Here is a 26,318-nt window from a genome sequence, read left to right as displayed (position 1 = left end):
TGGCATGCGGCAACATGCACCTAGGAAAATAGGTCATTGGAATCATGATAGTAAGACTATAGTCACTGTTCATAAAGCGATTATAAGATACGGGATACCGTTATCGGTTCTATGTTTTTTCAATTTATCCTATGCATTATCCGTAATCACGGCCGTATTCGGAATGAATGATGAGAATGCGGGCTTGGCTTCAAGGGAAAGCTCTTGGAAGGAATGCAAGAGATAATAGGTTGAAAGTCCTATTATAGAAGGGGAATGGAGCCGGGGCGCTTCAGAAAATCGAAATTAGGAGCAGGCTTGCTGCAGGCATATTTAACGCAAGTGACCGTTTATGGTATGCTTTGGATAGATAGTTGTACGAACGGAGCGTATTCATTCATGGACACCAAACAATGCGCCGCGTGCGGCCGTGATAAACCCGAGGGGGCCTTTCCCAAGCGTACCGGCCGAAACGGCAGAAGGGGCACTTGCCGCGCATGCCAGCGCCGGCGCAAGCGCGGAGCCGACGAGAGCGGCAGCGCCAGGCAGGCGCTTCCCGCTTCGCTCATCCTGCCGTCCCAGCCGGTGCTGTCTCCCTCAATCGTAATGACTCCTTCCGTGGAGACCTATGCCCCGGTGGAGACGTCTTCCGCGGCAGCGGAGCAGGCAGGCGGGCTGGTCAAGCGCAAGCGCAAGCGGCGCCGGCGGCGCAAAACCCGCAAGGGAGCGGTAGCGGCACATTCCCACACTCCCGGCACTCGGCTGCCGTTCAAAGCCATCAAGCCGTTCAAAGGCTCGTTCACGTACGATCCCTCGTTGCTGAACGATCGGGGCACCGGCATGATCCAGCTTCGGGGCCGACGGGAAAGCGGCAAACGCTGGCATACGGAGATCGACCGCGATATCGCCGTGCGCATGGTGCAGGAAGGAGCAGCCGGCATTCTCCATCCCAGGCTGATCCACAAGCTCTATACGAAGAGCGATTTCAGGCTGCTCATCCTCCAGAGGGACAACTATGTCTGCCATTACTGCGGCCGGTTCGGCGATACGATCGACCATGTTTTTCCGAAGTCGAAGGGCGGCCTCAGCACCCCGGCCAACTGCGTGTGCGCCTGCTCCGAATGCAATCTCAAAAAAGCGGATACGCTCCCCGATTATCTCTGATCCAATCTGTATGCTGCAGCCGCCCGGCTATTCGCCGGACGGCTTTTTTTCATGCCCTCGGCAACGCTGCTTCCGTCGGTTAGAAATTTCTCATCCGGCTCTCATAGAGCGGTTTCGAAAAGGCCTGAAAGCCGCGCGCCGGCTCGATCAGGCCTCATGAGAACGCCTGCCCGGACGGATGCTCGGAGTGCAGATTCCCAGAATCTTACTAGCCAAACCTGAAGTAGGGCGTGCTAGGATAGGGTTGTCCGGCAAGCTCGGGACGACACCAACTAGAATCTTCGCCAACGCGGAGAAAATCAGGAGGAGAATTTACGTGAACAAACGCACTTTTCTTGCCATAACAGTAGCAGCAGGCGTCGCCTTTTCCGGTACGGCCGGATATGCCGGCACAGCCCAGGCTGCCGCGGCCAAGCCCGCATCTTATACCCTTCAGCAAATGCTCAGCTCTTACGGAGTAGACTTTGAGGATCTTCTGAATAAACTGCAGCAAGGCGGCTTCGTCGTGAAGAAGCCGGCGCCGACGGCAACTCCGGCGCCGAAGGCAACTCCGGCACCGGCCAAGACACCTGCGCCAGCGGCGACGCCGGCACCGGTCAAGACGCCAGCACCGGTCAAGACGCCAGCGCCGACGGCACCGGCCAAGACGCCGGCACCTACCGTGAAGCCTACTCCGGCTCCTGCCAACCCGGGATCCGGCCAGCAGGGAGCGAGCGATACGTCCACTTTTGCGCAGCAGGTCATCACCATCGTGAACCAGGAGCGCGCCAAGCAAGGCCTCGGAGCTCTTACGAGCGACACGCAGCTGACGAAGGTCGCTCTCGACAAAGCCAAGGACATGTACGTGAACAACTACTTCTCCCATACGTCGCCTACGTACGGATCCCCGTTCGATATGATGAAGGCTTACGGAGTCACGTACAACTATGCGGGAGAGAACATCGCCAAAGGACAGCGCACGCCTCAAGAGGTCATGACTGCATGGATGAACAGCGAAGGCCATAAGGCGAACATCCTGAAGTCGAACTTCACCAAAATTGGCGTCGCTTATTACAACGGCGTCTGGGTTCAGGAATTCAAAGGCTGATTACCGGCCATTCAGCGGGCTCCCCGTCCTGACGGGGGGCTTTTTTTGTGCTTGGCGGAATGGTTCCCTAAAAGAAGAACAGTTGACTTGCGAGCGGCCGACGCCATCAGGAAAAGCCCTGTTTCGCCCTTCGCAACCTCCATTAGAATTTTTTCATTCCGCCGGGAAGGCGGGCGGCGCCGATGCGCCGATCCCCTTTTGCCGCATGGGATCACGCTTCCTCAGGCAAAAATGAGAGCCTTTCATAATTGCTTCCTGTCAGTTTTTGGACGGTCCCCGGCGCGGAAGGCTGTGTTATTCTGAGTCCCGACGAGTTGCCGCGAACTCACATAACGGTTCCAAGCTTCATGGGGAACCGCCGAACTGGAGGACATAATGACGATGACGATGACGATGAAAAAACAGATGACATCCCTGCTGCGCCCGATCGGAAGGACAGCTGCCGCTTTGCTGGCAGGAGCCGTGATCTGGACCAGCGCCTCGCCTGCATTCGCCGCCACGGATTACATCGCCAAGGACGGCGACACGTTCTGGAACCTGTCGAAGCAATTCGGCGTTCCGCTAGGCAAGCTGATGTCGTTCAACCAAGACGTCGAGGCCACGAATATCTATGCCGGACTTACGCTCTCGATACCTGCCACCGAGACGGCCAATGCGGCCGCCGGAGCCGCGCAGAAGGCCAATGCGGCTGCCGGAGGCATTCAGCTGCTCTCCAAGGAAGACGGAGCCAAGCAAGTGATCGCCCCCAACGGAAACTCCTATCAGGTGACGAAAACCTTGAACATCAAAGCGACGGCTTATACGTCGGCCGCATCGGAAAACGGCAAGTGGGGAGCAGTCGACTACTTCGGCAACCCGCTCAAGGTCGGAACAGTCGCCGTTGATCCGAAGCAGATTCCGCTGGGAACGAAGCTGTACATTACGGGCTACAATTACGAAGGCCTTCCAGTCGGAGGCATGATTGCGACAGCTTCAGATACGGGCGGCGCCATCAATGGCCAGCGCATCGACATCTTCGTGCCGGGGACGACGGCGCAAGCCCAAAACTTCGGCTTCCAATATGTCAAGGTGCATGTACTGAAATAGCAGCGAGATCAACCGGTTCCTTTCATGGAGCCGGTTTTTGCTTTTCATGCTGAGGCTCGCGGCTTCTATCGTATAGTTTGAATTCCTCTACAGCCTCCGATTCGCCGAGCAGCTCGGGCAGCGTCACCAATTCGTATCCCTTCTGGCGCAGCATGGCGATCATGCGGGGCAGCGCATCCAGCGTTCCGCTCAAATCTTCTCCCGTTCCGCCTCCCGCATGCTGCAGAATGATGCTTCCGGGCACGAGCGTACGCTTCACATTGCGGATGATGGCATCGGCGCCGAGCCCTTTCCAGTCCTCCGTGTCGACGTTCCAGTTCACGACGAAATAACCGTGTCCCTGCGCCCAGCCGAGCTGCTCCGGCTTGATTTCCCCATACGGCGGACGCATGAAGCGGGGAGTGAAGCCAAGCTCGGGAAGCAGGATTTTATCCGTCCGGCGGATCTGCGAGATGAATTCCTCCACGGACAGCCGGGCATAGGAAGTGTGATTGTAGGAATGGCTTCCCACCGCATGCCCTTCCATTCGGATCCGCTGCACCATATCCGGATGGGCTGCGGCACGCTGCCCGACTAGGAAAAAGGTCGCTCTGGCATGCTCGCGTGCCAGGATGTCGAGCACACGAGGCGTATAATAGTTGTCGGGCACGTCGTCGAAAGTAAGCGCGGCCCGCTTCGGAGCAGCCGGCCCCCTTGTGGCGAATGCCCCCGGGTAACGGCTGGACAGAGCCGCCCACGATACAGCGGATCGCCGCTGTTTGCGCTTCTTGGACGATGCATCAGAATGGGAGATGCCGGCTTCAGCGCCTGCGTTCCATGCCGCGGCGGCCTTGATCCCGGCCGAAGAGGAAAGGCTGCCATCCGCCGAATCCGGCGCCTGCATCAGCAGAGCGGCCGCCAGAACGAGGCATGCTGCCGCAGGCCGAGCAATCGGCCGCATCTTGCGGAACGAGTCCAAGCGGCATTTACTTCGCTTCAAGCATCATCTCTCCTTCCGGACTGATGGGCGGTAAGCCCGCTCAAGCTTTGGGATTCCTGCCGGTACATGATTCCCTGCGGAAGGTTGGATCATTCCTGCGGACAGGACGGAGGGACAAAAAAAGCCTCCGGATTTCCCGGAGGCTTGAGACGGCTAGACTTTGAACACTTGAATCGTCCGCTGAAGCTGGGACGCCATCTGCTGCATTCGCCCGGTTTCCTCGACGACGGTCTGGATGGCTTCGATCTGCTCGTTCATAGCCGCCGATACTTGCTCGGTTCCGGCCGCAGATTGCTGCGTAATGGCGGATATGTTCTGGATGGCGGAGGAGATCAGGCGGGCGCTTTCCTGCATGCTTTCGCTTTCTTTGGAGAAGGTGTGGATTTGTTCGGTAATGAACTGCACGCTGGAGACGATCTGGCTGAAGATCTCTTCCGTTTCCTTGATCATCTCGGATTGAAGCTGGACGGCCTGCTCGTTGATCTTTATATTAGACGCCGCTTCCTTGACGCCTTGCTCGATCCCTTTGACCAGATGGAAGACTTCCTTGGTCGAAGCAGTCGATTCCTCGGCCAGCTTGCGGACTTCCTGGGCGACGACCGCGAAGCCGAGTCCGTGTTCTCCTGCGCGCGCCGCTTCAATAGAAGCATTGAGGGAAAGCAGGTTGGTCTGCTCTGCCAGATCCGATATCGTCCTCGTAATGGAGGAGATGCCTATGGCTGCTTCGGAGAGCTTGCTGATGGCCGCCGATACCTGGGTCGCCGCCTCTTCCGTCCGGCGGGTTCCTTTCGCCTGGGTCTCGACGGAGTGGCGCCCCTTCTCTACCAGACGCATCGCGGCTTCCGAGCGCTCGTTCATCAGGCGGCTCGATTCCGCATAGGCGGAAACCTTCAATTCGATGTCGCGGATGGAATCCGTCATGTCCCCGACTTCGCCAGAGATCTCGTTGGCTCCGGTCGCAAGCTCGCCCGCCGACGAGGCCACTTGCTCCATGACGTTCTTGACCTGGCGATTCTTCTCGAAGATGCCGGTGCTCGTCTCGCCAACCGTACGGCTGATCTTGGAGGTGTCGACAAGGATGTCCCTGAGCTTCTCGATCATGCTGTTGAAGGAGTGGCCGAGCTCGCCGAGCGAGGATCCGGAGACGTCGACTTTCTGCGTGAAGTCGCCCTTTGCGATGCGATAGGCGACGGCGGTCATCTCTTCGATCGAGCCCATCAGGGAGCGCTCGATGACCTTTGAGAGCGGAAATGCGGCGGCTGCGCAGATGACGATCGTGACGAGGACCGGCCACAAGGCGGAACCGGCAATCAGCGCGAAAACAAGGCTTACAAGACTGAATGCAACGACCATGCCGTACAAGGCGTACTGGATTTTGCTTTTGACGGAAAGAGAATTGTACCATTCCATGAAAATCGCTCCTTATTGATAGGAAATGAAGACAATGTATGTAAGCTTGAAAGGGAAAACGGAATAAATTAGGTCTTTTGTATTATCCATATTATAACATTGTGTCTGGGAAAAGGTCTATAATTGTCGAATATCTATTGAAAAACAGGGAATATAGACCCGGATAATCGTAGAATTTTATCATATTTTGTAAAAATTTAGTTGATTGCTGGAAATGGATGTCCTATAATGTCGCTACAGGCCTCCTAGAAGCGTTTTGACCAAGATGCCCCAGCAACAGGGGAATGGAATTCACGACAGGGAGGTGACATTAATGAATCCATATGGTTCTGCGCCGCTGGCCAGACAAGTCGATTATGTATTTCGCCAGCTGGAGACGGAGCTTACGCATGCATCCTCAGGGACCGTGCTTATCCATATCCGTAATAATACTGTCGGCAAATACGGCATCAGGCATAACCCCATCGAGCTAAAAAATAATTCCGCCTCGTTCTCGCCGAAAGGGCTGACGGCAGCCCAGGTGCAGGAATTCCGGCATATGGCCGTCGAAGCCCTCAAGCACAAGAAGGAATGGACCCACGGAGAGATCCTGTACGACTTCTCGGTCCGTCAAGGAACGGCATCGAGCTGGTCCGCCAGCATGCTCTGCGAGTCGAACTACAATCTGGCGACTTCCCCGTTCCGGTTCGAGCCCAAGCATCCGAAGCTGTACGAGCGCAAGGAAGCAGCCGAAGAGTAGCCATCTTGACAATCCGTTGCAATCGAGCGGACTATTCCCTTCAACGATGCTGCGCGGACATTCCAATGAAACCGTATGACCTTCCCATGCAGGTAATGAAAATGAATGCAGAACGAATGGACAATCTCGTAAACCGCTCTTCAATCCAATTGATCGCAACGCCCCCAAAAGAACAGCCTTTGTCCTCATTGGACAAAGGCTGTTCTTTTCTAATGGAGTCCGCGCCGGAATGCGGCGCGTCCGAGCTCGTACGGATCAGCGCATGCGTCCGGCGTTGCCGGAGAGCTGCTGCTCGGCGATTTCAACGAGACGCTTCGTTATGTAGCCGCCAAGGGAACCGGCATCGCGGGTAGCCATGTTGCCGTAGTAGCCGTCTTGCGGAATTTGGATGCCGAGTGCTTGCGCAGCTTCGAATTTCATTTGCTCGAGCGCTGTTTGGCAGCCTGGAACGACGAGGCGGTTGGTGCGGGATCCTGCCATGGAATTCACCTCCTAAGTGGTCTGGAGGTAGTATGCGCACATTGTTTCCAAATATATGCATGGAAAATTTCCACGCGGTCTTTCTTTCAATAAAGAAGGCGACTTCCATTAAGAACGCGAATGCGGCGACGGCAGCGGCAGGGCCGATTTTCCTTCGGGAACAGGAGCGGATGGGGAGGAGGGGGGCGGGCTGCCGCCGTGATCGTGGATTCCCTTCTCCTGCTGCCAGCCTGCGGGGCTGCCTTGATCGGGCAGCATGCCGAGCAGAAGGGGGAGGAGGAAAAGGGCGTACATCGCCCATTGAAGCGGTCCCGCCTTTCCCGGCGAATGAGCGCCGCAATCGCAGTCGGCCTGGATATCCTTTCCTTGAAGCAAGGCCATGGCGGCGTACAGCTGGCATACGGCCATGGCATACAGCGCGATCGCAGACAGCTTGATTCCCGCGAATGCGCCGGATGCGGCGAACTGGCCGAGCGAGTCCGTCTTGGCTAGACCCGTCATGTAGAGAGCGAACGCGCCCATGATGAGGGCGCGCGCGAGCTGGTGGAATGCTTTCGTACGGTATTCCGGCTGCAAATAAGATCAGCCTCCTCTCGCAAGCGTTTCACATCAGGACAGAAACAAGGCTTCGACGATCCAGGAACCGGCCAGGACCAGCAAGGCTGCTGAAGCGGCAGCTGTAAGGACAAAACGGATGCGGAACGAGGCGAGCAGCATCATCAGGCTTTTGAGATCGATCATCGGTCCGAAAACGAGGAAGGCCAGCAGCGCGCCATGCTCGAAGCTGCCGCCGAGGGAAGCGGCGACGAAGGCGTCGGATGTCGAGCAGAGCGACAGCAGGAAGGCAAGCCCCATCAGGAACAAATGCGAGTACAGCTGGCTGCCTCCGAGCTCTTCCAGCATGGAGCGGCTGACCGCGGTCTGGAACAGGGCGGCAAGCGCGGCGCCGAAGATCAGGTATTTGCCCATATCGAAAAACTCGTCCGAGGCGTGGGTCATCATGCTGATCAGCCTATTGCCCGGGGGCCTGGGGAGTTCATCCTGCTGCATCGACGCAGTGCCGTACATGGAAGCGAGGTCGGCCTTGAGCGGGTTACCGCGCATGGATTTCCAGGCGATGATCCCAGTCAGGACGGCCACGGAGAAAGCGAGCCCGATCCGGGCGAGGGCCATTGCCGGCGCGCTCCCGAAGGCGCTGAACGTCGAGTAGAAGACAACCGGGTTCACGACCGGTCCGGCAAGGATGTACGTAATGCCTGCACTCGCAGGCATGCCTTTGCGGATGAGGCGGCGGACGACGGGAATCATGCCGCATTCGCACAGCGGAAACAGAATGCCGGCCAGCCCGGCGATCAGAATGGCTGGAAGCGGCCGCGAAGGGATCAGGCGACGGATCAGCTCGTCCGGCACGAACACCTGCAGGATGGCGGAGAAGAGGACTCCGAGCAGGACGAAGGGAAGGGCCTCGAGGATGATGCCGGTAAAGACCGTTTTGAACGGCTGGATATCGGCTGCCCATATTCCCGCATCCCTGCGGATGACGGCAAAGGCGGCAGCGGCGGCTCCGATGGAGGCGGCTGCGGTCAGGAGGGGAACAAGGCGGTGAGGTGACATGGACAGCCTTCTTTCTTCGGTCCGATGATAGAGCCGGCGCGGCCTGTACCAATGTATGCGCGGCGGCCGAGGAGCAGAACGGACGCCCTTGACTTTTGGGGGAAGGAGGCTATAATCGGGGTAAGCAAATGGCTGTGAACAGAAACAAGTAGGCGCTGTAAGCGAGGATTCCCCAAGAGAGCCGGCGGCAGCTGAGAAGCCGGCGGAATCGGAAGGCGCCGAATGGACTCTGGAGCCGGGAGCCAGTCTCCCCGGGTAATCCACGTTATCGGATCCAAGGCTGGATTTATCCAGCGAATTAGGGTGGCACCACGGTCTCTCGTCCCTTGCGGAGGAGGGGTCTTTTTGTTTTTTTCAATCCACTGAAGAAAGGCGTGGTTCCAATGAAGAAAGTCCTCTCGGGCATTCAGCCTAGCGGTCAGCTGACGCTGGGCAACTATATCGGCGCTTTGCAGAACTTCGTCAAGCTTCAGGAAACGCATGAATGCTATTTCATGGTCGTGGATCTCCACGCCATCACCGTGCCTCAAGATCCGGAAGCGCTGCGCGAGCAGTCCAAGTCGATCGCCGCGATCTACCTGGCCGCAGGCATCGATCCGGAACGCGCGTCCATCTACATGCAGTCTCACGTGCGCGCTCACGCCGAGCTGGGCTGGATTCTGACGACGCTGACCTCGATGGGAGAGCTGGAGCGGATGACGCAGTTCAAGGACAAGGCTGCCGGGAAGGATTCCGTTGGCGCAGGCTTGTTCGTCTATCCGTCCCTGATGGCGGCGGACATCCTGGTCTACAACGCCGACCTCGTCCCGGTCGGAGACGACCAGAAGCAGCATCTGGAGCTTACCCGCGATCTGGCGCAGCGCTTCAACAGCCGCTTCGGCGATTTCTTCACCGTGCCAGAGCCCTATATCCCGAAGGTAGGCGCACGCATCATGTCGCTCGACGACGCCTCCAAAAAAATGAGCAAAAGCAATCCGAATCCGGGCAGCTTCATCGCGCTGCTGGATCCGCCTGACGTCATCCGCAAAAAGATCAGCCGCGCCACGACGGATTCGGGCAGGGAAGTCCAGTACGACCTTTCCGCCAAGCCGGAGGTCAGCAATCTGATGGGAATCTACTCGCAGATGTCGGGCTTGTCACTGCAAGAAGTAGAAGCGAAGTTTGAAGGCCAGGGCTACGGTCCGTTCAAGAAAGACCTGGCCGAGCAGATCATTGCCGTCCTGGAGCCGCTGCAGGAGCGTTATCGCGATATCCGCAGCTCCGGCCAGCTGGAGGAAGTGCTGCGCCGCGGCGCAGAGAGAGCATCGGCCGAAGCCGACGTCATCGTTGCAGGCGTCAAGGAAAGAATGGGGTTCCTGAAGCCGTGAGCTGAAGGTCGAAGGAAATGCAAAAAGGGTGCATCGCTCGGAGCTTGTCCGGGGGCACCCTTTTCTTTGTCTATATCCGGCCGTTCAAGAACGCTTGAGACGCGACTTGAGCATGAAGCCGAGGCCGATGAACACCGTCGTAACGATGGCCAGCGTAATGGCCAGCCAGGCGCTGAAGCTGATGGAGATTGCGGTGGCTACCATGAGAACGCAGGACAGCAGGGAGTAGATCAAGGCAAGGGGCTTGGACATGGCGGAATGCCTCCCGATTCAGATTAGGATGAGGAAGAAATTTTGAAGAGCCGTAGAATAGAACTTCCGGAACGGAACATAATAAGCTGGCAAGCTTGCAACACACATCACAGTGCGAACTTCGAAAGGAGCAACTACAATGGCAGGCAACAACAGCGGAAGCAACAACAGCGGAAGCAACAGACTGATCGTCCCAGGTGCAAAACAAGCCCTTGAGCAAATGAAATTCGAAGCAGCACAAGAACTGGGTGTACAAATTCCAGCAGACGGATACTACGGCAACGTAGCAACCCGCGATGCAGGATCCCTCGGCGGCTACATCACGAAGAAACTCGTGCAAATCGCCGAGCAACAACTGTCGGGCCAAGGCCAACAACTCCGCTAATAGCGGGAAGATAAACAAGAGGAAGCTCAAGGGAAACCTTGGGCTTCCTTTTTTTGCTGTTCATTTTGCGAGAACAAATTAAAAAGCCCCTCTTATTGTGAAGCAAGGGGCTTCTGCGGTCAACCGTTTCGGGGTGCTCTTTTAATGGAAGCAAGCTCAGTAGGTGTTCATCCGCAGCCTCTTCTTCAGCCTATCGTCGCTCAGCCATCCGACATAAGAGCCGAGCGTGGCGTAATCCTTGTCCATCAGAACGACCGCTACGAACGGGTACTGCTTGCGATGGCGGTAGCGCACGTCGAACCATCGCACCTCGTAGCCGTACGAATGCTCCAGCACCTCGGAGCAGGCGAACGAGGAGAAGTACAGGAACGCTTTGACGGATGCGTCGAACTTCGACTGGTCTATCGCGGGATGATCCATGCAGCGCGCGCTGCCGGACCATTTGAGCTCGCCGTTGCGCAAGTCGCCGATCATGAAGCTTCCGTCTTCATGCCGCTTGACTACATTCCAATTGTTCAGCGTTATCGTCGGGATGAGAATATAGCTATCCCCTTCAGCATGGGAATCGTCCAGCGAAGGCAGCTTCCGCGCCACGCTTCGATGGACCTGCGTTCTCCAGACGTAGTAGACCACGAGCAGTCCGTACAACACCGGAAAGATGAGCTGCGGCTGGAAGACTCCGAAAGCCCAGAGCAGCAAAGCGGCTGCATGGCCGGCAAAAATAGTCGGATCGAAAATGTGGATGATGTTCCACGAGATCCATTTGGCCGTAAAGGGCCTTGCAGCCTGGGTTCCGTAGGTATTGAAGCAATCCGAGAAAACATGGGCGGATACCGCGAGCAGCACCCACCCGGCCAGATGCAGCCACGGCAGCGTGCCTTGATAAGCCCAAGCGATCGCTCCCGTGATCAGTGTGGTCCAGATGAGGACGGCGGGCAGGGAATGCGAGGCGCCGCGATGGTTGCGGATATAGACGGCATTGCTTTTGAGCCGAAGGAAGCCGTCCAGATCCGGAGCCTGCGATCCGATGATCGTGCCCGCCAGGACGGCCGCGAACAGGCTCGGGTTTCCCGCGACGGCCGGATCGACGGTCGACAGCCCGGCGAGTCCCAGTCCGGCGACCAGATGCGTTCCTGTATCCAGTCCAAGCACCTCCTGAAGATTTCAAATGGCTTTGGAAGCGGCCTAGACGGCCTAAACGCCCCCGCTCCCGGTCTTTCCATTATGCCCTCGTCGATGGTTTCTTATGTCGGGCTTGGGCTGAGAGCCCGGGTCATGCTAGGATGGAGAAACTTGATGTCGCGAGGAGGAAACGGAATGAATGCCTATGCTCTGATGGTTGAATACCGCATCGAGGAGGAAGCCCGTGCGGACTACCTGGCCTTTATCGGGCGGCTGGCTGAAGGCGGGGTGCGGGTATCTCTATACGAGGGTACGGATCAGCCGAATTTGTTCGTCGAAATTTGGCCGGCAGCCTCGGAGGAGGAAGCGCGGGCATGCCAAGAAGAACGCCTCTCGGAGCGTTCCCCATGGTTTGGCATTGGCGGGATGGTCGCCGGGGGGCGTTCCCGCATCCATGCGTGGACGTTCAAGCCGTCGCTTGGACGCCAGCCTTTGGCTTAGCGTTCCGTCTCAGGCGTCAGATTGGAGATCGTCTGTCCTTGGAACTGATACTCGTAGGCGATCGGACCGTCAAAGGTGACATAGTCGAGATTCAGCGTCAGGAGCAGATAGCGCATATTCGTGGCGGGATCGCGGATAATGATATGATCGCGGCCTGCCGCCTCGATGACGCCGCGGAAAATTTTGGCGTTCCATTCCTTGTTGTTCTCATAAGTCATATAGAACGTCGCCATCTTGCTGCGGTTCAAGCGAAGGATGTTCTCGACATACGATTCCTCGCGGGCCGGCACGGTCGTGATCGTTCCGGCATTGGGCGTGATGACGGATCCGCTCGGAACGTTCGGAGGCATCTGCATGAAGGCGGCTCCCGGAATCATCATGCCGTCATGGCTGTACATGGCGGCATTGACGCCGCCGACGGAAGGATGGCCGTAGCCCGTGCCGGCGCCGCCGACGGAAGGATGGCCGTAGCCCATGCCGGCGCCGCCGACGGAAGGATGGCCGTAGCCCATGCCGGCGCCGCCGACGGAAGGATGGCCATAGCCCGCGCCGGCTCCGCCGACGGAAGGATGGCCGTAGGCGCCATAAGAACGATAGTAATCGAAGTCATAAGCATTCGACATGAAAGGTTTCCCCGCTCTCTCTGGATAGATGCTTGATTTCGGTCAGTACACGTCCGGGCAGTCGCCGGGGGTCGGCGCGAAGAAGCAATGCGCTTTGAAGCGCCCGGTGTTACTTTGGTCATACCAAGTATCGGGGCAATCTCCCGACGGCCTGAAAAACCATAGGGCGTTGCTGGCAGGATGCTGGCGCTCCCCGCCGATGACGCGTTTGGCCAGCCGGATTTCCTTGTCCCTGGCCTTCTGATAGAAGTAGCTCTTCTGGACCGCCTCGTATCCTCCGGGACTCTGGTACACCATGTCCGGAATGGACCGTATATTGCGGAAATCGAGGCAATTGCCAAGTATCCGGTTGACGCCGACGTTGCCCACCATCAGCATGCCGAGATCGCCTTCGCCTTCCGCTTCCGCCCGCATCAGCCGGGCAAGCAGCCTGGTGTTCGCATCGTTGGTCTTGATGACAGCCATTATTCCTGTTCACGCTCCTTTTGCGGGAGCCTGCGGCCTGCTGTTGCTGCGGTGCCCTCCCGCCTGGGCTCCTGACCACACCTTACTGTATGCCGGGGACCGCGAGATGTGCCTGTTTTCGACTTGAAAATGAAAGGCGAGGCAAGCCCTGGGAGGCAAGGCCCGGCAGCATTCGTCAACAAATAGTCTTCATTGACATGTCGAATTCATGAACTTGCCTTTCCTTACATTGTCACAAGCATTCATTTTCGGTATCATTAGTACCGTTGACTACTGAAGCCCTTAGGCGCGATGCGCTTTTGCGCTCCAAAAACAGGAGGCGCACGACTGTGTGGAAAGACTTGATTGCCCTTACCAAGCCAGGAATCGTTCGCATGAACGCTTTTGCGGCTTTTGGAGGATTCTGGGTAGCTTCCCAGTGGAGCATCGACTGGCTGAAGCTGCTATGGATGCTGATCGGAACTTCTCTGACGATGGCTTCTGCCTGCGTCATTAACAATTACTGGGACCGCGAGCTCGACCTCAAGATGGAGCGGACACGCAACCGCGCGCTGCCGACAGGGCGGCTGAAGCCGGGCTTCGTCATTACCTACGGCATCATTCTCGGAATTGCCGGCCTTGCCGTGCTGTTTACCCTGGTGAACGTTCTATCCGGCTGGCTGGGACTGCTAGGCTGGTTCGTCTATATCGTCATCTATACGATCTGGCTCAAGCGGAGCTCGACCTGGAGCACGTCCATCGGCGGCGTATCGGGAGCGATGCCGCCGGTCATCGGCTACTGCGCCGTCACCGGCCAAGTGGATGCCGGAGCTTGGCTGCTCTTCGCCTTCCTATTCCTCTGGCAGCCGGCACACTTCTGGTCGCTGGCGATTCGCCGCGTAGAGGAATACCGCGCTGCGGGCTATCCGCTGCTGCCGGTCGTGAAAGGCATCAAGCGGACCAAGCTGCAGATGATTCCTTATGTGCTGCTGCTCATTCCGACCGTAATCCTGCTCTACACCTATGGTTACACGGGCCAATGGTTCCTGTGGGTTTCCGGGCTGCTTACCGTCATCTGGTTCGCTCACACCTTGACAGGCATGCGCGCGAAAACCGCACAGGAGACAGAGAAATGGGCCAAGGTCAATTTCCTCATCTCCGTCAACTACCTGCTTGTCGTTTTCCTGCTCATGATCGCCAACACGTACAGAGAGCCTGGCGCGGCGTTCATTTCAAGCATCCTGCCTTGATCGTCTTGCATGCCTGTCCGCCCGGACAGGCTTTACTTACATAAGAGGAGAGGTAAACGTTGCCATTCATCCGCAAGCATGCTTTCAAAATCGCCTTGTTCGCGCTTTGCGCCGCCATGGGCATCTACCTGCTCGTATCAAGCCGGGCCGACAGCACGCAAGCCGTCAATTTTCCGCAAAACAGCCCTGCGCCTGAGTTCACGCTTCAGAACGCTTTGGAAGACGGAAAGGAAGTCAAGCTTGCCGATTCGGACGGCAAAGTCCGCGTCGCTTATTTCTACTGGTCTCATTGCCCGGACGTCTGTCCCGCTACGACTTTCATTCTGTCCAAGGTGCAGGACAAGCTGAAGGAGGAAGGGCTGTTCGGCGACAAAGTCGAGCTGATGTCCATCACCTTCGACCCTGAGCGCGACACTCCCGAGGCCATCCGGACCTTCGCCTCCAAGTTCCATGCCGACCCTGCGGGCTGGCTGTTCCTGCGCAATCCGGACGAAGCGGCCACGGCCAAGCTGGTCAAGGATTACGGCCTGTCCCTGCTCAAGGATACCGATGGCAATTACAGCCATAACGACGTGTTCACGCTGATCGACAAGAAGGGCAATATACGCAAATACATTACCGGCGGCATGGATCAATCGATGACACCGGACCAAAAGGCGGATTCCATCGTGACAGCCGTCAAAAGCTTGCTCAAAAAATAAAGCCTCTTCCGAGAGGCAGACAGGTTGTCCATTCCTGCAAGAAATTGCAGGAATTTTTTTTGGACATGAGGGAAGGAGTGGCACTCATGGCATTGCTCGGCTCGATCCTGCTGCATAACATCATTCCGCTATGCGTCATGATCCTGATCGGGGTCGTGCTGCAGCGGATATTCGTGCTGGACATCCGTACGCTGTCCAAGCTGAACTTTTATCTCTTTTCTCCGGCAGTCATCTTCAAGCTTTTGTACACGACCGATATTCCATTTTCGCTGATCGGCCAGGTGCTGCTGTTTTTCGGCGTGTTCATGGCGTTCCAGTACGCGCTTGTGGAGATCGTGATCAGGCTGAGGGGATTTCAGGGGGGCATGAAGGCGGCGATGCGCAACAGCGTGCTGTTCTACAACAGCGCCAACTACGGCATTCCGCTCAACCAGCTGGCTTTCGCTGCGAATCCGTTCACGCTGTCGATCCAGGTGCTGATCATGATGATGCAGTCGCTGCTTCCGAACACATACGGCATCTACAGCGTCAATGCGCATAAAAGCAGCTTCCGCGACATCCGGCGCACGATTTTGTCGCAGCCGGTCATTTATGTGATCCCGCTCGCTTTTGCGCTGCGCGGCTTCGGTGTCGGCATTCCGGTCTATCTCGCGACGCCGCTCGATTATGTGGCGAATGCTTTCATCGGGACGGCTCTGCTGACGCTCGGCGTGCAGCTCGGGAGCATGAAGCGCGGCAGCGGCAAGGGGAAGACGGCGGATCTGGGGCTTTCCCTGGCGCTTCGCCTGGCGGCGGGCCCGGCGCTGGCCGCCTTGACGGTCTGGCTGCTCGGCATCGACGGCCTTGCGGCCAAGGCGCTCATCGTGAGCTCGGCGGTGCCGACTTCGCTCAGCAGCGTGCTGCTGGCGGTCGAGTTCGACAACGAGCCGGAGTTCTCTTCGCAGGCGGTGCTGTTCTCTACGATATTGAGCATCGGCACGGTGACGGCGGTCATTGCGCTGCTTCAGATTTAGCTGGCTGCCAAAGCTTGAGTGCTCAAGGCCGTTGCGCTTAAGGCCGTTGCGCTCAAGGCTGCTGTGCTGAAGGCCGCTGCGCTCAAGTGCTCAAGACTGCTCAAGTGCTCAAGACCGCTCGGCAAGCCGCCGCTCCTCCAATCGCTGTTGAACCCAGGTTCCTCTGAACTTGGCGGATACAGCTGTAGGAACCCGGTTTCAAAGGCGACCGCTGACGCTTTTCCGGATGCGGCGGCCCGCCTTCGCTGGCTAGGCAGCGGGGCAGGAGCAAGCCGGCCATGCGGCTGGACCGCGCTGGCCGCTGGAAAAGGCAAGACAAGCTGCCGCAAGACCGCTGCGCTCAAGCCCGCTGAGGCAAGCCGCTGAGGCAAAACCGCTGCGCTCAAGACCGCTCGGCAAGCCGCCGCTCCTCCAATCGCTATTGACCCCCGGTTCCTCTGAACTTGGCGACAAAGCGGTAGGAACCCGGTTTCAAAGGCGACCGCTGACGCTTTTCCGGATGCAGCGGCCGCCTTCGCTGGCTAGGCAGCGGGGCAGGAGCAAGCCGGCCATGCGGCTGGACCGCGCTGGCCGCTGGAAAAGGCAAGACAAGCTGCCGCAAGACCGCTGCGCTCAAGCCCGCTGAGGCAAGCCCGCTGCGCTCAAGTGCTCAAGACCGCTCGGCAAGCCGTCGCTCCTCCAATCGCTGTTGACCCCCGGTTCCTCTGAACTTGGCTACAAAGCGGTAGGAACCCGGCTTCAAAGGCGACCGCTGACGCTTTTCCGGATGCGGCGGCCCGCCTTCGCTGGCTATGCAGCGGGGCAGGAGCAAACCGGCCATGCGGCTGGACCGCGCTGGCCGTTGGAAAAGGCAAGACAAGCTGCCGCAAGACCGCTGCGCACAAGCCCGCTGAGGCAAGCCGCTGAGGCAAAACCGCTGCGCTCAAGACCGCTCGGCAAGCCGCCGCTCCTCCAATCGCTGTTGAACCCGGGTTCCTCTGAACTTGGCGACAAAGCGGTAGGAACCCGGTTTCAAAGGCGACCGCTGACGCTTTTCCGGATGCGGCGGCCCGCCTTCGCTGGCTAGGCAGCGGGGGAAAGGGCAAGCTGCCATGCAACTGGACGTTGCTGACAGCTTGACCGCGCTGGCCGCTGGGAAAGGCAAGCCCGCTGTGCTCAAGAGCTTGCGAGACCGCTGAGGCATGGCGCCTTTTGCAAGAAAGCAGCTCCTGGCCGGTTCGCTATATGGGGGAGGGACAACTGCTCCGGCATGGCTCTTGTTCCTAGAGCCCGTCCTCTTTGGACCATCGCGGCTCCGGTCCCGCATCGGGGAAGATAAGCTCGGACTCGAAGCCTGCCTTGAGAAGCTGCTCCAGCAAATATTCCTCGGGAGTTCCTTCGACGCCGGGATAACCGCGACGGGTATAGATATGCTCGGCGTCCGGGAATTCATCGCGCAGGATGCCGCGGATGCGCCGGCCGGATGAATCATTGTCGGTGAAGATGTAGACCTGGCTGCCGCCGGCCTGCTTGCGCAGCGTCTCCAGCTGCTTCGAGCCCGGAGTGCCGAAGGTGCACAGGATCGGAACTTCTTCCGACAGCACGCGCCGGAGGCGGCTCCGGTCGTTCTTGCCTTCGACGATGATGACGGCTTCTTCCACGGGAATCGCCTCCTTATCCACTAAGATTAACCTTGGACCGCCGGTTATTCAACGCTGCTCGTTTGTCTTTTCCACAAAAAAAGGAGGTCTGCCGAATTCGGCAGGCCTCAAGTTTTACGAGAGCGGGAAACCAGTTCTCATATCATTAGAAGCAGAAGCTGCTGATGATGATAACGAGCAGGATGAACAGAACGAGGATTGCGCCAGTGGAAGTCCAGACTCCTCCCACTCCGCCTACGGGAGCATAGCCTACACCTGCACCTTCGACATAAGACATTGTATTGGTCACCCCTTTCTGCTTGGTGAGGTCATCCGGGCGCCGGCCCGCGGGCAACGAGCTGGCGGTCCGTCAGACATTGTTCAATGTATGTACCTGCATGGTGCGCGCCCTGTGCATTCACCCAGTCCTCGGCAATTGGGCGGATGGCGCTGCAGGAATCCGGTTCCGGCCTCCCCTTCCGTGGAAGGGAAGCACGGCGAGAGCGAGCATGAGGAAGACGAAGGAAATATAGTAGGGCGAGACGAAATGCCGGACCTGGCCCGCGATCATAGGTCCGAGGAAAGCTCCGATGGAGAAGGCGATCGACAGGATCGAGAACGTGCGGCCGTAGCGCTCGGTTCCGCTAAGCTCGATGAGCAGCGTCGAGAGGGCGGGGAAGATGACGCCTTTGGCCATGCCGACGACGAGAAGCAGCGACACGAGCGGGGCGTTGAATCCGGCTGCGATGCCGAAATAGGCGATGGCCAGCAGCAAAGCGCCCCAGAGCGTGCGGCGGAAAGCCGGAATGCGGTTCAGGAACAGCATGCTCAGGGTGATGAGACCTCCCGCGCTTACGACCGAGAACAGCCATCCGGTACGCATCATGCCCTCGGAAGTGGTGGACATGAGCGGGAGCTCGAAGCTGAGAATGCCTTGCGAGCAGCTGATGGCGACGGGAAGCAGGAAGACGATCCACGGAAAGCCTCCGGAATCGCCGGCGGGGACGGCCGCAACCGAAGCGAGCGCGGCTTTTGGCGGAGCGTGGCTCAAGGACCGGGGACCCGCCGGGAGCATGGCCGTCTCCTTGCGGTCGCGGATGAACAGAAGCGCGCAGATGCTGGTGCCGATCAAAATCCAGCCCAGCAGGTAAAAGGCGCTGGAGAAGCCGATCCGGGCTACAAGAAAAGCCCCCGCCGCGGGCGAGACGACCGACGCGAGCGTGTGGACGAAGCCGCTGCCGCTCATCAGCTTGCCCTGCTGGAGAGCGTCCGTCGCCATTCTGGCCAGCAAGGCGCTGCAGGCAGGGGACAGGAAAGCCAGGACGAAACCGCTGATCGAGCGGAGAGCGAGCAGCTGCCATGGATTCGTGACCTGAGCCTGAAGCAGGAGGATGACGCCGGCTCCGAGCAGGCTGAACACGATGAACATGCGGCTGCCGAAGCGGTCGATGCCGAAGCCGGCGATGATGTTGCCCGGCAGATGGGTGAGGGAGTACATGCCCATCATAAGCCCGATGAACGAAGGCGCGGCCCCCAGCGAGACGGCGTACGGAGTCAGGATGGGGTACTGGGCATGCAGATCGAAAAAGGCGACGAATAAAAACAGGTACAGCCACATGGCGGTTCTCACGTTGTTGCCCTCCTTCAGGCTTGCGGACTCGGCTTGTTCAGGACTTTACTACTTGTACGCCCTTGCGGGACAGGATATGCTTTATCGCCGCCTCTCCGGCCGCGTTTACGCTCCCGGCAGCGTCGGTTATAATGGGACTATTGACCGCGGGGCCGGATGCCGGCCCGGGGAACGCGGATATGCGACAGGGGGCATGGCGCGTCATGGATAGCTTGGGTTACGACTATGAGACATGGAGCACTTTTTTCAAGGAGAACTGGCTTGTGCTCGCGGTAGGACTCGTCATCCTGCTGCTGGTCATCGGCATCGTGCGGACAGTGGCGAAATGGGCGCTTGCGGCGGTCATCGTCATCGGTCTCGTGCTGTACAGCGGCTACAACCTGCAGGATCTGAAGGGTCTCGGAGGCAAGGTCCGCGATCAGGCGGTGACCGCCATGGCCGGGGAAGCGGGCAGCGCCGAGTACATGGACAACGGCGACGGCACCTACACGGTCAAGACCGACAATCTGGAGCTCAAAGGAAAGAAGGGCGAGGATAAGGTGAATGTGTCGTTCAAGGGGGCTCCGCTCGGAACATGGAGCATAGACGGCACGATCAGAGCGCTGATCGAAGGCGCCCGAGGAAAGTAGCCGGGAGGACGGCGAGAGCAGGGAGAGCGGATGCTCTTTGCCGCAGAGAACGATAGGACTTCGACGTAAAAGGACAACAAGGGAGGGGCATGCATATGTCTATGGCCATCATCCAGAACAGTCTTCAGCCGCTCCTTGATATGGAGCCGGTATCGCTTGCCGTGCTGCTTGTCATCGCCGTTTCCCTGCTTCAAGGATTCGGACGAGGGGCGAGGAATTCCTCGCAGCGGCTGTTTCATTTCATCTGGGAAGGAGTGCTGCTGATCGCGGCTCTGGCCGGAGCGGCCAAGCTGGCGCAGCTGCTCTCCTCTCCCGCCAGCCGCTGGCTTCAGGCCCATGTCCATCTTCCGCAGAAAGAGATGGCCGGCCTGGAGCAGGCCTGGTATACCTTCCTTACAAGCGTGAGGGACCTGCCTCTGCTTCGCTTCGGCGTCTTGTTTCTGATCGGCTATGCGCTGCTTCGCCTGCTGCTGTCGACCTTGACTCCTCTTGCGTGGAGAGCGTTCGGAGCCGCGGCTTATCCTGCCCGTACAGCAGAGGAAGTCGGGGGAGAGGCCGGAGCCGGCAGCAGACGTTCGGCCAACCGGGCTGCGGGAGCCGTCATCGGCGGCCTGCACGGGGTCGGCCGCTCGCTCGTGCTGCTTGCTCTTCTGTTTCTCTATGTATCGGTATTTCCAACAGCTCCCTTGGCCGGGAACATCGAGAGCTCTCCGGTCTACCGCCAGGCAGCGGACAAGCTGCTGCAGCCGGTTGCCGGAGGGCTGCTCGAAGGCAGCGGTCCGGTCATTACGGAAGCGGTCGGCAGTGAGTTCCAGCAGGTACTGCAGCGGAGATACGAGATCATCGACTCCAACATTCCGGCCGATATCGGGGACGCCGCAAGGCAGGTCACAGCCGGTGCAGTGAGTGACCGGGACAAGGCGGAGCTTCTCTACGAATGGCTCGGCAAGCGGATCGCCTATGATTGGGACAAGGCGGACAATTACACGTCCAAGGGCATATGGAAAGAGCAGACGCCGGAGGAGACGTTCAAGTCCCGCAAGGGCGTGTGCATCGATACGGCTCGTCTGTACGCGGTCATGGCGCGGTCGGCCGGACTGGAAGTCCGGGTCGTGACGGGCCTTGGAGCCGACGGCCGCGGAGGGTTCGGCAGCCATGCCTGGAATGAGGTCAAGCTGGCGGATGAAGGCGGCAAATGGATTCCGCTTGATGCGACCTGGGCTTCGACCGGCGATTGGTTCGATACGGCGGACTTTGACAAAACCCATGTCAGGAAGGTTTGAAGTGGTTCGGAAGTAAACATTTTTGCATTCGGAAAATGACTTGATAAATAAAAGGTTTTTCGTATCCAAGCACTCCTTAGGAGTGCTTTTTTTCATGTGCCGGAATATCTGTTGGTATAACAAAAATATGTTGCACTATGGAAACTTTATTGTATACTATAAAAAATAAGTCTTAAGCCCAACTGAAGAAATCAACAACGAAGGCTTGTGCCGTCGAGGGGGAGAGGAATTTGAAGGCAGGGAGATGGAGATGGAAATGGGAGAGGCTGGCTCTGACAGGCTTGCTTCTGTCCGTGCTCATGATTGCCCAGGCCTGTTCGGGCGCCGGCGATGCCGGAACCGGGGCGAGCGGGGGCGAGCTGGCCGTGACGGTTACGACGGGAATGATCGCGGATGCGGCCGAGGCGGTGGGCGGGGATCGGGTGCGCGTGGCGGCGCTGATGGGACCGGGCGTAGACCCCCACCTGTACAAGGCTTCGCATGGGGACATGGTCAAGCTCGACAAAGCGGACATCGTCCTGTACGGAGGCCTGCATCTCGAAGGAAAGATGACCGAGGTGCTGCATAAGCTCGGCCGATCCCGGACGGTTGTCGCCGTCACGGACGGGATTCCGCAGGGCATGGTGATGGAGACCCAGCCCGGCAGCCCGGATCCTCATGTCTGGTTCGATGCGGAGCTGTGGATGCATGCGGTGGAGAAGATCCGGGATACGTTTGCGGCGAAGGATCCGGAGCATGCCCAGGCCTATAAGGAACGGGCCGACGCTTATTTGGCGGAGCTGCGGAGCCTCCATCAGTATGCGTCCGACAAGCTCGCTTCGATTCCGGAGCGGCAGCGGGTGCTCGTGACCGCCCACGACGCCTTCGGCTATTTCGGCCGGGCCTACGGGCTGGAGGTGAAGGGGCTGCTGGGAATGAGCACGGCATCGGAGTTTGGATCGAAGGATGTCGCCGCGCTGCGGGATTTTCTGGTCGACAACGACATTCCCGCCGTTTTCGTCGAATCGAGCATTCCTCGAAAGTCGATCGAATCGGTCATAGAAGGGGCAGGCCGGATGGGCCATAAGGTCGTCATCGGGGGCGAGCTGTTCTCCGATGCGCTGGGAGAGAAGGAAACTCCGGAAGGAACGTATATCGGCATGTTCCGCCATAATGTCGACACGATCGCAGAAGCTTTGAAGGGAGAGAGCGAATTATGAACGTATACGAAGAGGCAGCAGCCGATAACGGCATTCGAGATGCGGGCAAGCCGAAGCGCATTGTCCTCGAAGTGGCAGGGCTGAGCACGGCTTACCGGAACCGTTCCGTGCTGCGGGAGGTTTCGTTCGCGGTTCCGGAAGGGGAGCTTGTCGCCATCGTCGGACCGAACGGAGCCGGCAAGTCGACGCTGATCAAGAGCATTCTCGGCCTTACGCCGGCGCTTGGAGGGGAAGCGAAGGCATTCGGCGAGACCATTGATGCCGCCCGCAAGCGGATCGGATACGTGCCGCAGCGCGAGTCGGTCGACTGGGACTTTCCGACGCATGCGCTCGATGTCGTCATGATGGGACGGTATGGGCGGCTGGGCTGGTTCCGCCGTCCGGGCCGCAAGGAGCGGGCCATCGCTCTTGAGTGCCTGAGGGGAGTCGGCATGGAGGCATTCGCCGAGCGCCAGATCAGCGAGCTGTCCGGCGGCCAGCAGCAGCGGGTGTTCCTGGCGAGGGCGCTGGCGCAGGATGCGGATCTCTACTTCATGGATGAGCCGTTCGCCGGCGTCGACGCGGCGACCGAGAAAGCGATCGTCGAGCTGCTCCGCAAGCTGCGCGCGGACGGAAAGACGGTCATCGTGGTTCACCATGATCTGGCAACCGTTCCGGAGTATTTCGATTCCGTGCTGCTCCTGAATGTAACGGTCCAGGCTTTCGGCCCTACCGCCAAGGCTTTCACGGAAGAGAACCTCCATCGCACGTACGGAGGCCGGATTGGATTTGCCGGGGCAGGCGCTGCCGCACCGGCCAGCCAGAGGCAGGCTGATCCGGCTCCGCGGCAGGCAGATCCGGCTCCGCGGCAGGCTGGTCCGGCTCCGCGGCAGGTTGATCCGGCTCCGCGGCAGGAAGCCGTCCCTACCCTTCATGGAGGAGGGCGGCCATGACCGGGTTATGGGCTTCCATCGAGGCGCTGGCCTCAGATCCCAACCTGCGCTGGATCGCGCTCGGCTGCATGCTGCTCGGCCTGAGCAGCGGCATGATCGGCTGCTTCGCCTACTTGCGCCGGCAGAGCCTGATGGGCGATACGATCGCCCATACCGCGCTTCCCGGCATCTGCGTCGCTTTCCTGCTCACGGGGGTCAAGTCGCTGCCGGTATTCATGCTCGGCGCCGTGGCGGCCGGCATCGCCGGCACGCTGGCGATCCGGCTCATCACCTCGCGCTCGCGCATCAAGGAGGATGCGGCGATGGGCATCGTGCTTTCCTCGTTTTTCGGAATCGGCATCGTGCTGCTGACGATGATCCAGCACAGCGGAGACGGGAGCCAGAGCGGCCTCGACAAGTTCCTGTTCGGCCAGGCGGCTTCCATGGTGGGCAGCGACGTGCGGCTTATGGCCGGGGTCTGCCTGCTGCTGGCTGCCGTATGCACGCTGCTCTTCAAGGAGTTCAAGCTTCTTTCGTTTGATCCCGCCTTCGCCAGGGGAGCGGGATTCCCCACAGGGCTGCTGGATTTTCTGATGCAGGCGCTCGTCGTCGTGGCCGTCGTCGCCGGCATCCAGGCCGTCGGGGTCGTGCTCGTCGCCGCCCTCCTCATCACCCCGGCCGTATCGGCCCGCTTCTGGACGGAGCGGCTCGGGCGGATGATCTTCCTGTCAGGGCTGTTCGGGACGGTCAGCGGCCTGCTGGGAGCGTGGATCAGCTCGCAAGTGAATCAGCTGCCGACCGGCCCGGTCAGCGTGCTGGCGGCAGCGGCGATCTTTCTCTTATCCGTGGCCTTCGGCAGCCGCAAGGGCCTCGTTGTCGTCGCGTTGACCCGCAGGGGCATGCGGCGCAGCCTGGAGCCAACGTCTGCAAGCAAGGCAAAGGAGGCCGGCTGACATGATGGATTTCTGGATTTTGCTGACCGGCTCCCTGGCCGCCGTGAGCTGCGCCGTACTCGGCTGCTTCCTCATCCTGCGCCGCATGGCTCTGATCGGAGATGCCATCAGCCATTCCGTATTGCCGGGAATCGTCATCGCTTATATGTTCAGCGGATCGCGGGATTCGATCCTGATGCTCATCGCCGCTGCCTTCATGGGGCTGCTGTGCGTCTTTCTCATCCAATGGTTCAACCAGCGGGGAATCCAGAGCGATGCCTCGATCGGCGTCATCTTCACTTCGCTGTTCGCGATCGGAGTCGTGCTCATCAGCCTGAACGCCAGGCAGGTCGACCTCGACCTGGACTGCGTCCTCTACGGGGAGATCGCTTATGCGGCCTGGAATACGCTCGAGATCGGCGGGGTCGGCATCGGGCCGCGCTCCGTATGGCTGCTCGGGGGAGCGCTGACGCTGATCCTCGCCGTCATCGGACTGTTCTACAAGCAGTTCAAGCTGTGCGCGTTCGATCCGCTGCTGGCGGCGGCGCTAGGCATTCCGGCCGCCCTGTTCCATTACTTGCTGATGGGCCTCGTATCGATCACGACGGTGAGCTCCTTCGAAAGCGTAGGCGCGATTCTCGTCGTCGGACTGCTCGTCATCCCGCCGTCCACCGCCTATCTGCTCACCGACCGACTCGGCAGGATGATCGCGATCAGCGCGGCTTGCGGCGTGCTCTCCACGTTCCTGGGCTTCCTGCTCGCCGTATGGCTGGACGCTTCCATCGCCGGCTGCATCGTGGCGGCTGCCGCGGCATTGTTCGCGGCTGCATTCGTCCTTTCGCCGAAGCACGGCCTCATGGCGGGACGGCTGCGGCGGAGGCGGAGAAGCCTGGAGGGAGCCGCCTGAGCGGATTCCGCCTTCTCGTTCCGCTCTTTCTTTCATCGATGGCTGACGGCTGGATGCCGGCATGCCGTCGATGTTTTTTATTTGCGCAGACGGAAAGAGCGGCTCCGTAGCCAAAATACCATGCAGATGCGCCAAAATAGGCAGGCGCGCGGCCGCAGCGCCTCGGCGTATAATGAATCCAGCCGGCTGAATCGCATTTGGAATCCTTGTCCGATATGATAAAATATCAAGCAACACCATCTGGCAGGGAGGAACATATGAGAGATTACAAACTGCTTGCCCTCGATATGGACGGGACGCTGCTGACGGACGAGCAGACGATAAGCGAAGAGAACGCGGAGTGGATCCGCCGGGCGATGGAGGCGGGAATAACCGTCTGCTTCTCGACCGGCAGGGGCTTCCAGGGAGCTTTGCCGTTCGCGGAGCAGCTCGGGCTGGACACCCCGATGATTACGGTGAACGGAAGCGAGATCTGGAGCAAGCCGCATGTGCTCTACCGGAGGACGCTCATGAACGCCTCGGAGATCAAGCGTCTGCACAGGCTTGCCGTCCAGCATGCGGAGCCCTGGTTCTGGGGGTACTCCGTCGAGGGAGTCTTCAACAAGGAAAAGTGGATCGAGCCGGCCGACGGCTACGATGATTTCCACTGGCTCAAATTCGGCTATCATACCGAGAACGACTCCATCCGCGAGGAGATCCGCCGCGAGGTCGAGAGCTGGGGCTCGCTGGAGATCACCAACTCGTCTCCGTGGAATCTCGAGCTCAATCCCGCCGGAGTGAACAAGGCGACCGCCATCCGCGAGCTGTGCGGCGTGCTCGGCATCGAGATGTCCCAGGCCGTCGCTGTCGGAGACAGCCTCAACGATATCGAGGCGATCCGCCAAGCCGGGCTCGGCGTCGCCATGGGCAATGCCCAGGCAGCGGTCAAGGAAGCGGCTGACGCCGTTACGCTGAGCAACAACGAGCATGGAGTCGCGCATGTCATCCGCGACATGCTGCTGAAAGGGTGAGC

At 59.2% G+C, this 26,318-nt stretch carries 29 protein-coding genes; 17 read left to right on the top strand and 12 right to left on the bottom strand.

Annotation, left to right across the window (positions count from 1 at the left end; genetic code table 11):
* Positions 1-378 precede the first annotated feature (378 nt).
* The 3 genes from AC06G8_RS17680 (at position 379) to AC06G8_RS17670 (ending at position 3,316) form a co-directional block, all read left to right on the top strand.
* The gene (locus tag AC06G8_RS17680; RefSeq protein WP_447663943.1) at positions 379-1,143 is read left to right on the top strand and encodes an HNH endonuclease; all 765 of its coding nucleotides are present in this window, start codon (positions 379-381) and stop codon (positions 1,141-1,143) included.
* A gap of 316 nt (positions 1,144-1,459) precedes the next feature.
* A complete protein-coding gene (locus AC06G8_RS17675; protein ID WP_480283432.1) occupies positions 1,460-2,230 on the top strand; it encodes a CAP domain-containing protein in 771 nt (256 codons plus the stop codon).
* A 375-nt stretch (positions 2,231-2,605) separates the two neighbouring features.
* Entirely contained in the window at positions 2,606-3,316 is a 711-nt protein-coding gene (locus tag AC06G8_RS17670; RefSeq protein WP_480283431.1) for a 3D domain-containing protein, read from the top strand.
* 22 nt (positions 3,317-3,338) lie between these two features.
* On the opposite strand, the gene AC06G8_RS17665 is transcribed toward AC06G8_RS17670, so the two are convergent.
* Together AC06G8_RS17665 and AC06G8_RS17660 are read right to left on the bottom strand one after the other, a co-directional pair.
* Positions 3,339-4,295: a polysaccharide deacetylase family protein gene (locus AC06G8_RS17665; RefSeq protein ID WP_447663940.1), complete on the bottom strand. Its 957-nt coding sequence runs from the start codon at positions 4,293-4,295 to the stop codon at positions 3,339-3,341.
* A 153-nt stretch (positions 4,296-4,448) separates the two neighbouring features.
* Positions 4,449-5,705, bottom strand: coding sequence for a methyl-accepting chemotaxis protein (locus tag AC06G8_RS17660; RefSeq protein ID WP_447663939.1), 1,257 nt, complete (start codon positions 5,703-5,705; stop codon positions 4,449-4,451).
* A gap of 313 nt (positions 5,706-6,018) precedes the next feature.
* Between AC06G8_RS17660 and AC06G8_RS17655 the strand changes: the two genes are divergently transcribed.
* On the top strand, positions 6,019-6,444 hold the full coding sequence (locus AC06G8_RS17655; protein ID WP_447663938.1) for an O-methyltransferase: 426 nt from the start codon (positions 6,019-6,021) through the stop codon (positions 6,442-6,444).
* A gap of 255 nt (positions 6,445-6,699) precedes the next feature.
* Here AC06G8_RS17655 and AC06G8_RS17650 read toward each other — a convergent pair whose 3' ends face one another.
* From AC06G8_RS17650 to AC06G8_RS17640, 3 genes are all read right to left on the bottom strand, one after another.
* Positions 6,700-6,924, bottom strand: coding sequence for an alpha/beta-type small acid-soluble spore protein (locus AC06G8_RS17650; RefSeq protein WP_447663937.1), 225 nt, complete (start codon positions 6,922-6,924; stop codon positions 6,700-6,702).
* A gap of 108 nt (positions 6,925-7,032) precedes the next feature.
* Positions 7,033-7,500, bottom strand: a complete 468-nt coding sequence (locus AC06G8_RS17645; protein WP_480283430.1) for a DUF1980 domain-containing protein — start codon at positions 7,498-7,500, stop codon at positions 7,033-7,035.
* Positions 7,501-7,533: 33 nt separating this feature from the next.
* On the bottom strand, positions 7,534-8,538 hold the full coding sequence (locus tag AC06G8_RS17640) for a permease (protein WP_447663935.1): 1,005 nt from the start codon (positions 8,536-8,538) through the stop codon (positions 7,534-7,536).
* Between the two features lie 383 nt (positions 8,539-8,921).
* Here AC06G8_RS17640 and trpS point away from each other — a divergent pair, with 383 nt between their 5' ends.
* Complete coding sequence (trpS, locus tag AC06G8_RS17635) at positions 8,922-9,905, top strand: tryptophan--tRNA ligase (RefSeq protein ID WP_447663934.1); 984 nt, start codon at positions 8,922-8,924, stop codon at positions 9,903-9,905.
* An 84-nt stretch (positions 9,906-9,989) separates the two neighbouring features.
* Here the strand turns inward: trpS and AC06G8_RS17630 are convergent, their stop codons facing one another.
* A complete protein-coding gene (locus AC06G8_RS17630; protein ID WP_447663933.1) occupies positions 9,990-10,157 on the bottom strand; it encodes a DUF5325 family protein in 168 nt (55 codons plus the stop codon).
* A 139-nt stretch (positions 10,158-10,296) separates the two neighbouring features.
* Between AC06G8_RS17630 and AC06G8_RS17625 the strand changes: the two genes are divergently transcribed.
* Positions 10,297-10,542 carry an alpha/beta-type small acid-soluble spore protein gene (locus tag AC06G8_RS17625; RefSeq protein WP_447663932.1) on the top strand — a complete coding sequence of 82 codons (246 nt, stop codon included), beginning with the start codon at positions 10,297-10,299 and terminating at the stop codon, positions 10,540-10,542.
* Between the two features lie 156 nt (positions 10,543-10,698).
* Here the strand turns inward: AC06G8_RS17625 and AC06G8_RS17620 are convergent, their stop codons facing one another.
* On the bottom strand, positions 10,699-11,685 hold the full coding sequence (locus AC06G8_RS17620) for a metal-dependent hydrolase (RefSeq protein WP_447663992.1): 987 nt from the start codon (positions 11,683-11,685) through the stop codon (positions 10,699-10,701).
* A gap of 174 nt (positions 11,686-11,859) precedes the next feature.
* Between AC06G8_RS17620 and AC06G8_RS17615 the strand changes: the two genes are divergently transcribed.
* The gene (locus AC06G8_RS17615) at positions 11,860-12,165 is read left to right on the top strand and encodes a hypothetical protein (protein ID WP_447663931.1); all 306 of its coding nucleotides are present in this window, start codon (positions 11,860-11,862) and stop codon (positions 12,163-12,165) included.
* On the opposite strand, the gene gerQ is transcribed toward AC06G8_RS17615, so the two are convergent.
* Both gerQ and AC06G8_RS17605 read right to left on the bottom strand, forming a co-directional pair.
* A complete protein-coding gene (gerQ, locus tag AC06G8_RS17610; protein ID WP_447663991.1) occupies positions 12,162-12,677 on the bottom strand; it encodes a spore coat protein GerQ in 516 nt (171 codons plus the stop codon). The two genes, AC06G8_RS17615 and gerQ, sit on opposite strands and share 4 nt — an antisense overlap.
* A 153-nt stretch (positions 12,678-12,830) precedes the next feature.
* Complete coding sequence (locus AC06G8_RS17605; RefSeq protein WP_447663930.1) at positions 12,831-13,253, bottom strand: cell wall hydrolase; 423 nt, start codon at positions 13,251-13,253, stop codon at positions 12,831-12,833.
* 329 nt (positions 13,254-13,582) lie between these two features.
* Between AC06G8_RS17605 and cyoE the strand changes: the two genes are divergently transcribed.
* The 3 genes from cyoE (at position 13,583) to AC06G8_RS17590 (ending at position 16,196) form a co-directional block, all read left to right on the top strand.
* Positions 13,583-14,482 carry a heme o synthase gene (cyoE, locus tag AC06G8_RS17600; RefSeq protein ID WP_447663929.1) on the top strand — a complete coding sequence of 300 codons (900 nt, stop codon included), beginning with the start codon at positions 13,583-13,585 and terminating at the stop codon, positions 14,480-14,482.
* 59 nt (positions 14,483-14,541) lie between these two features.
* Positions 14,542-15,183: an SCO family protein gene (locus tag AC06G8_RS17595; protein WP_447663928.1), complete on the top strand. Its 642-nt coding sequence runs from the start codon at positions 14,542-14,544 to the stop codon at positions 15,181-15,183.
* An 86-nt stretch (positions 15,184-15,269) separates the two neighbouring features.
* The gene (locus AC06G8_RS17590) at positions 15,270-16,196 is read left to right on the top strand and encodes an AEC family transporter (protein WP_447663927.1); all 927 of its coding nucleotides are present in this window, start codon (positions 15,270-15,272) and stop codon (positions 16,194-16,196) included.
* A gap of 1,262 nt (positions 16,197-17,458) precedes the next feature.
* Here AC06G8_RS17590 and AC06G8_RS17585 read toward each other — a convergent pair.
* From AC06G8_RS17585 to AC06G8_RS17575, 3 genes are all read right to left on the bottom strand, one after another.
* A complete protein-coding gene (locus tag AC06G8_RS17585; RefSeq protein ID WP_048744971.1) occupies positions 17,459-17,836 on the bottom strand; it encodes a ribonuclease M5 in 378 nt (125 codons plus the stop codon).
* A 145-nt stretch (positions 17,837-17,981) separates the two neighbouring features.
* Positions 17,982-18,113, bottom strand: coding sequence for a hypothetical protein (locus tag AC06G8_RS17580; RefSeq protein WP_447663926.1), 132 nt, complete (start codon positions 18,111-18,113; stop codon positions 17,982-17,984).
* 120 nt (positions 18,114-18,233) lie between these two features.
* The gene (locus AC06G8_RS17575) at positions 18,234-19,445 is read right to left on the bottom strand and encodes an MFS transporter (protein WP_480283429.1); all 1,212 of its coding nucleotides are present in this window, start codon (positions 19,443-19,445) and stop codon (positions 18,234-18,236) included.
* A gap of 203 nt (positions 19,446-19,648) precedes the next feature.
* Between AC06G8_RS17575 and AC06G8_RS17570 the strand changes: the two genes are divergently transcribed.
* The 7 genes from AC06G8_RS17570 to AC06G8_RS17540 all read left to right on the top strand — a co-directional run bounded on the left by AC06G8_RS17570 (position 19,649) and on the right by AC06G8_RS17540 (position 26,316).
* A complete protein-coding gene (locus AC06G8_RS17570; RefSeq protein ID WP_447663924.1) occupies positions 19,649-20,074 on the top strand; it encodes a hypothetical protein in 426 nt (141 codons plus the stop codon).
* A 95-nt stretch (positions 20,075-20,169) separates the two neighbouring features.
* The gene (locus AC06G8_RS17565; RefSeq protein ID WP_480283428.1) at positions 20,170-21,357 is read left to right on the top strand and encodes a transglutaminase domain-containing protein; all 1,188 of its coding nucleotides are present in this window, start codon (positions 20,170-20,172) and stop codon (positions 21,355-21,357) included.
* A 230-nt stretch (positions 21,358-21,587) separates the two neighbouring features.
* Positions 21,588-22,556 (top strand): metal ABC transporter solute-binding protein, Zn/Mn family, encoded by a 969-nt coding sequence (locus AC06G8_RS17560; protein WP_480283427.1) that lies wholly within the window; start codon positions 21,588-21,590, stop codon positions 22,554-22,556.
* On the top strand, positions 22,553-23,488 hold the full coding sequence (locus AC06G8_RS17555) for a metal ABC transporter ATP-binding protein (RefSeq protein WP_480283426.1): 936 nt from the start codon (positions 22,553-22,555) through the stop codon (positions 23,486-23,488). The genes AC06G8_RS17560 and AC06G8_RS17555 overlap by 4 nt, the downstream gene beginning before the upstream one ends.
* Complete coding sequence (locus AC06G8_RS17550; protein WP_480283425.1) at positions 23,485-24,420, top strand: metal ABC transporter permease; 936 nt, start codon at positions 23,485-23,487, stop codon at positions 24,418-24,420. Before AC06G8_RS17555 ends, AC06G8_RS17550 begins: the two co-directional genes overlap by 4 nt.
* 1 nt (position 24,421) lies before the next feature.
* Complete coding sequence (locus tag AC06G8_RS17545; RefSeq protein WP_076353703.1) at positions 24,422-25,306, top strand: metal ABC transporter permease; 885 nt, start codon at positions 24,422-24,424, stop codon at positions 25,304-25,306.
* A 257-nt stretch (positions 25,307-25,563) separates the two neighbouring features.
* Complete coding sequence (locus tag AC06G8_RS17540; RefSeq protein WP_480283424.1) at positions 25,564-26,316, top strand: Cof-type HAD-IIB family hydrolase; 753 nt, start codon at positions 25,564-25,566, stop codon at positions 26,314-26,316.
* The last annotated feature ends 2 nt before the right edge of the window (positions 26,317-26,318 follow it).

This window comes from Paenibacillus sp. SJS-P3, from assembly GCF_056711585.1.
Note: the sequence above shows the minus strand (reverse complement) of the source record. Positions and strands in the feature narration are given on the sequence as shown.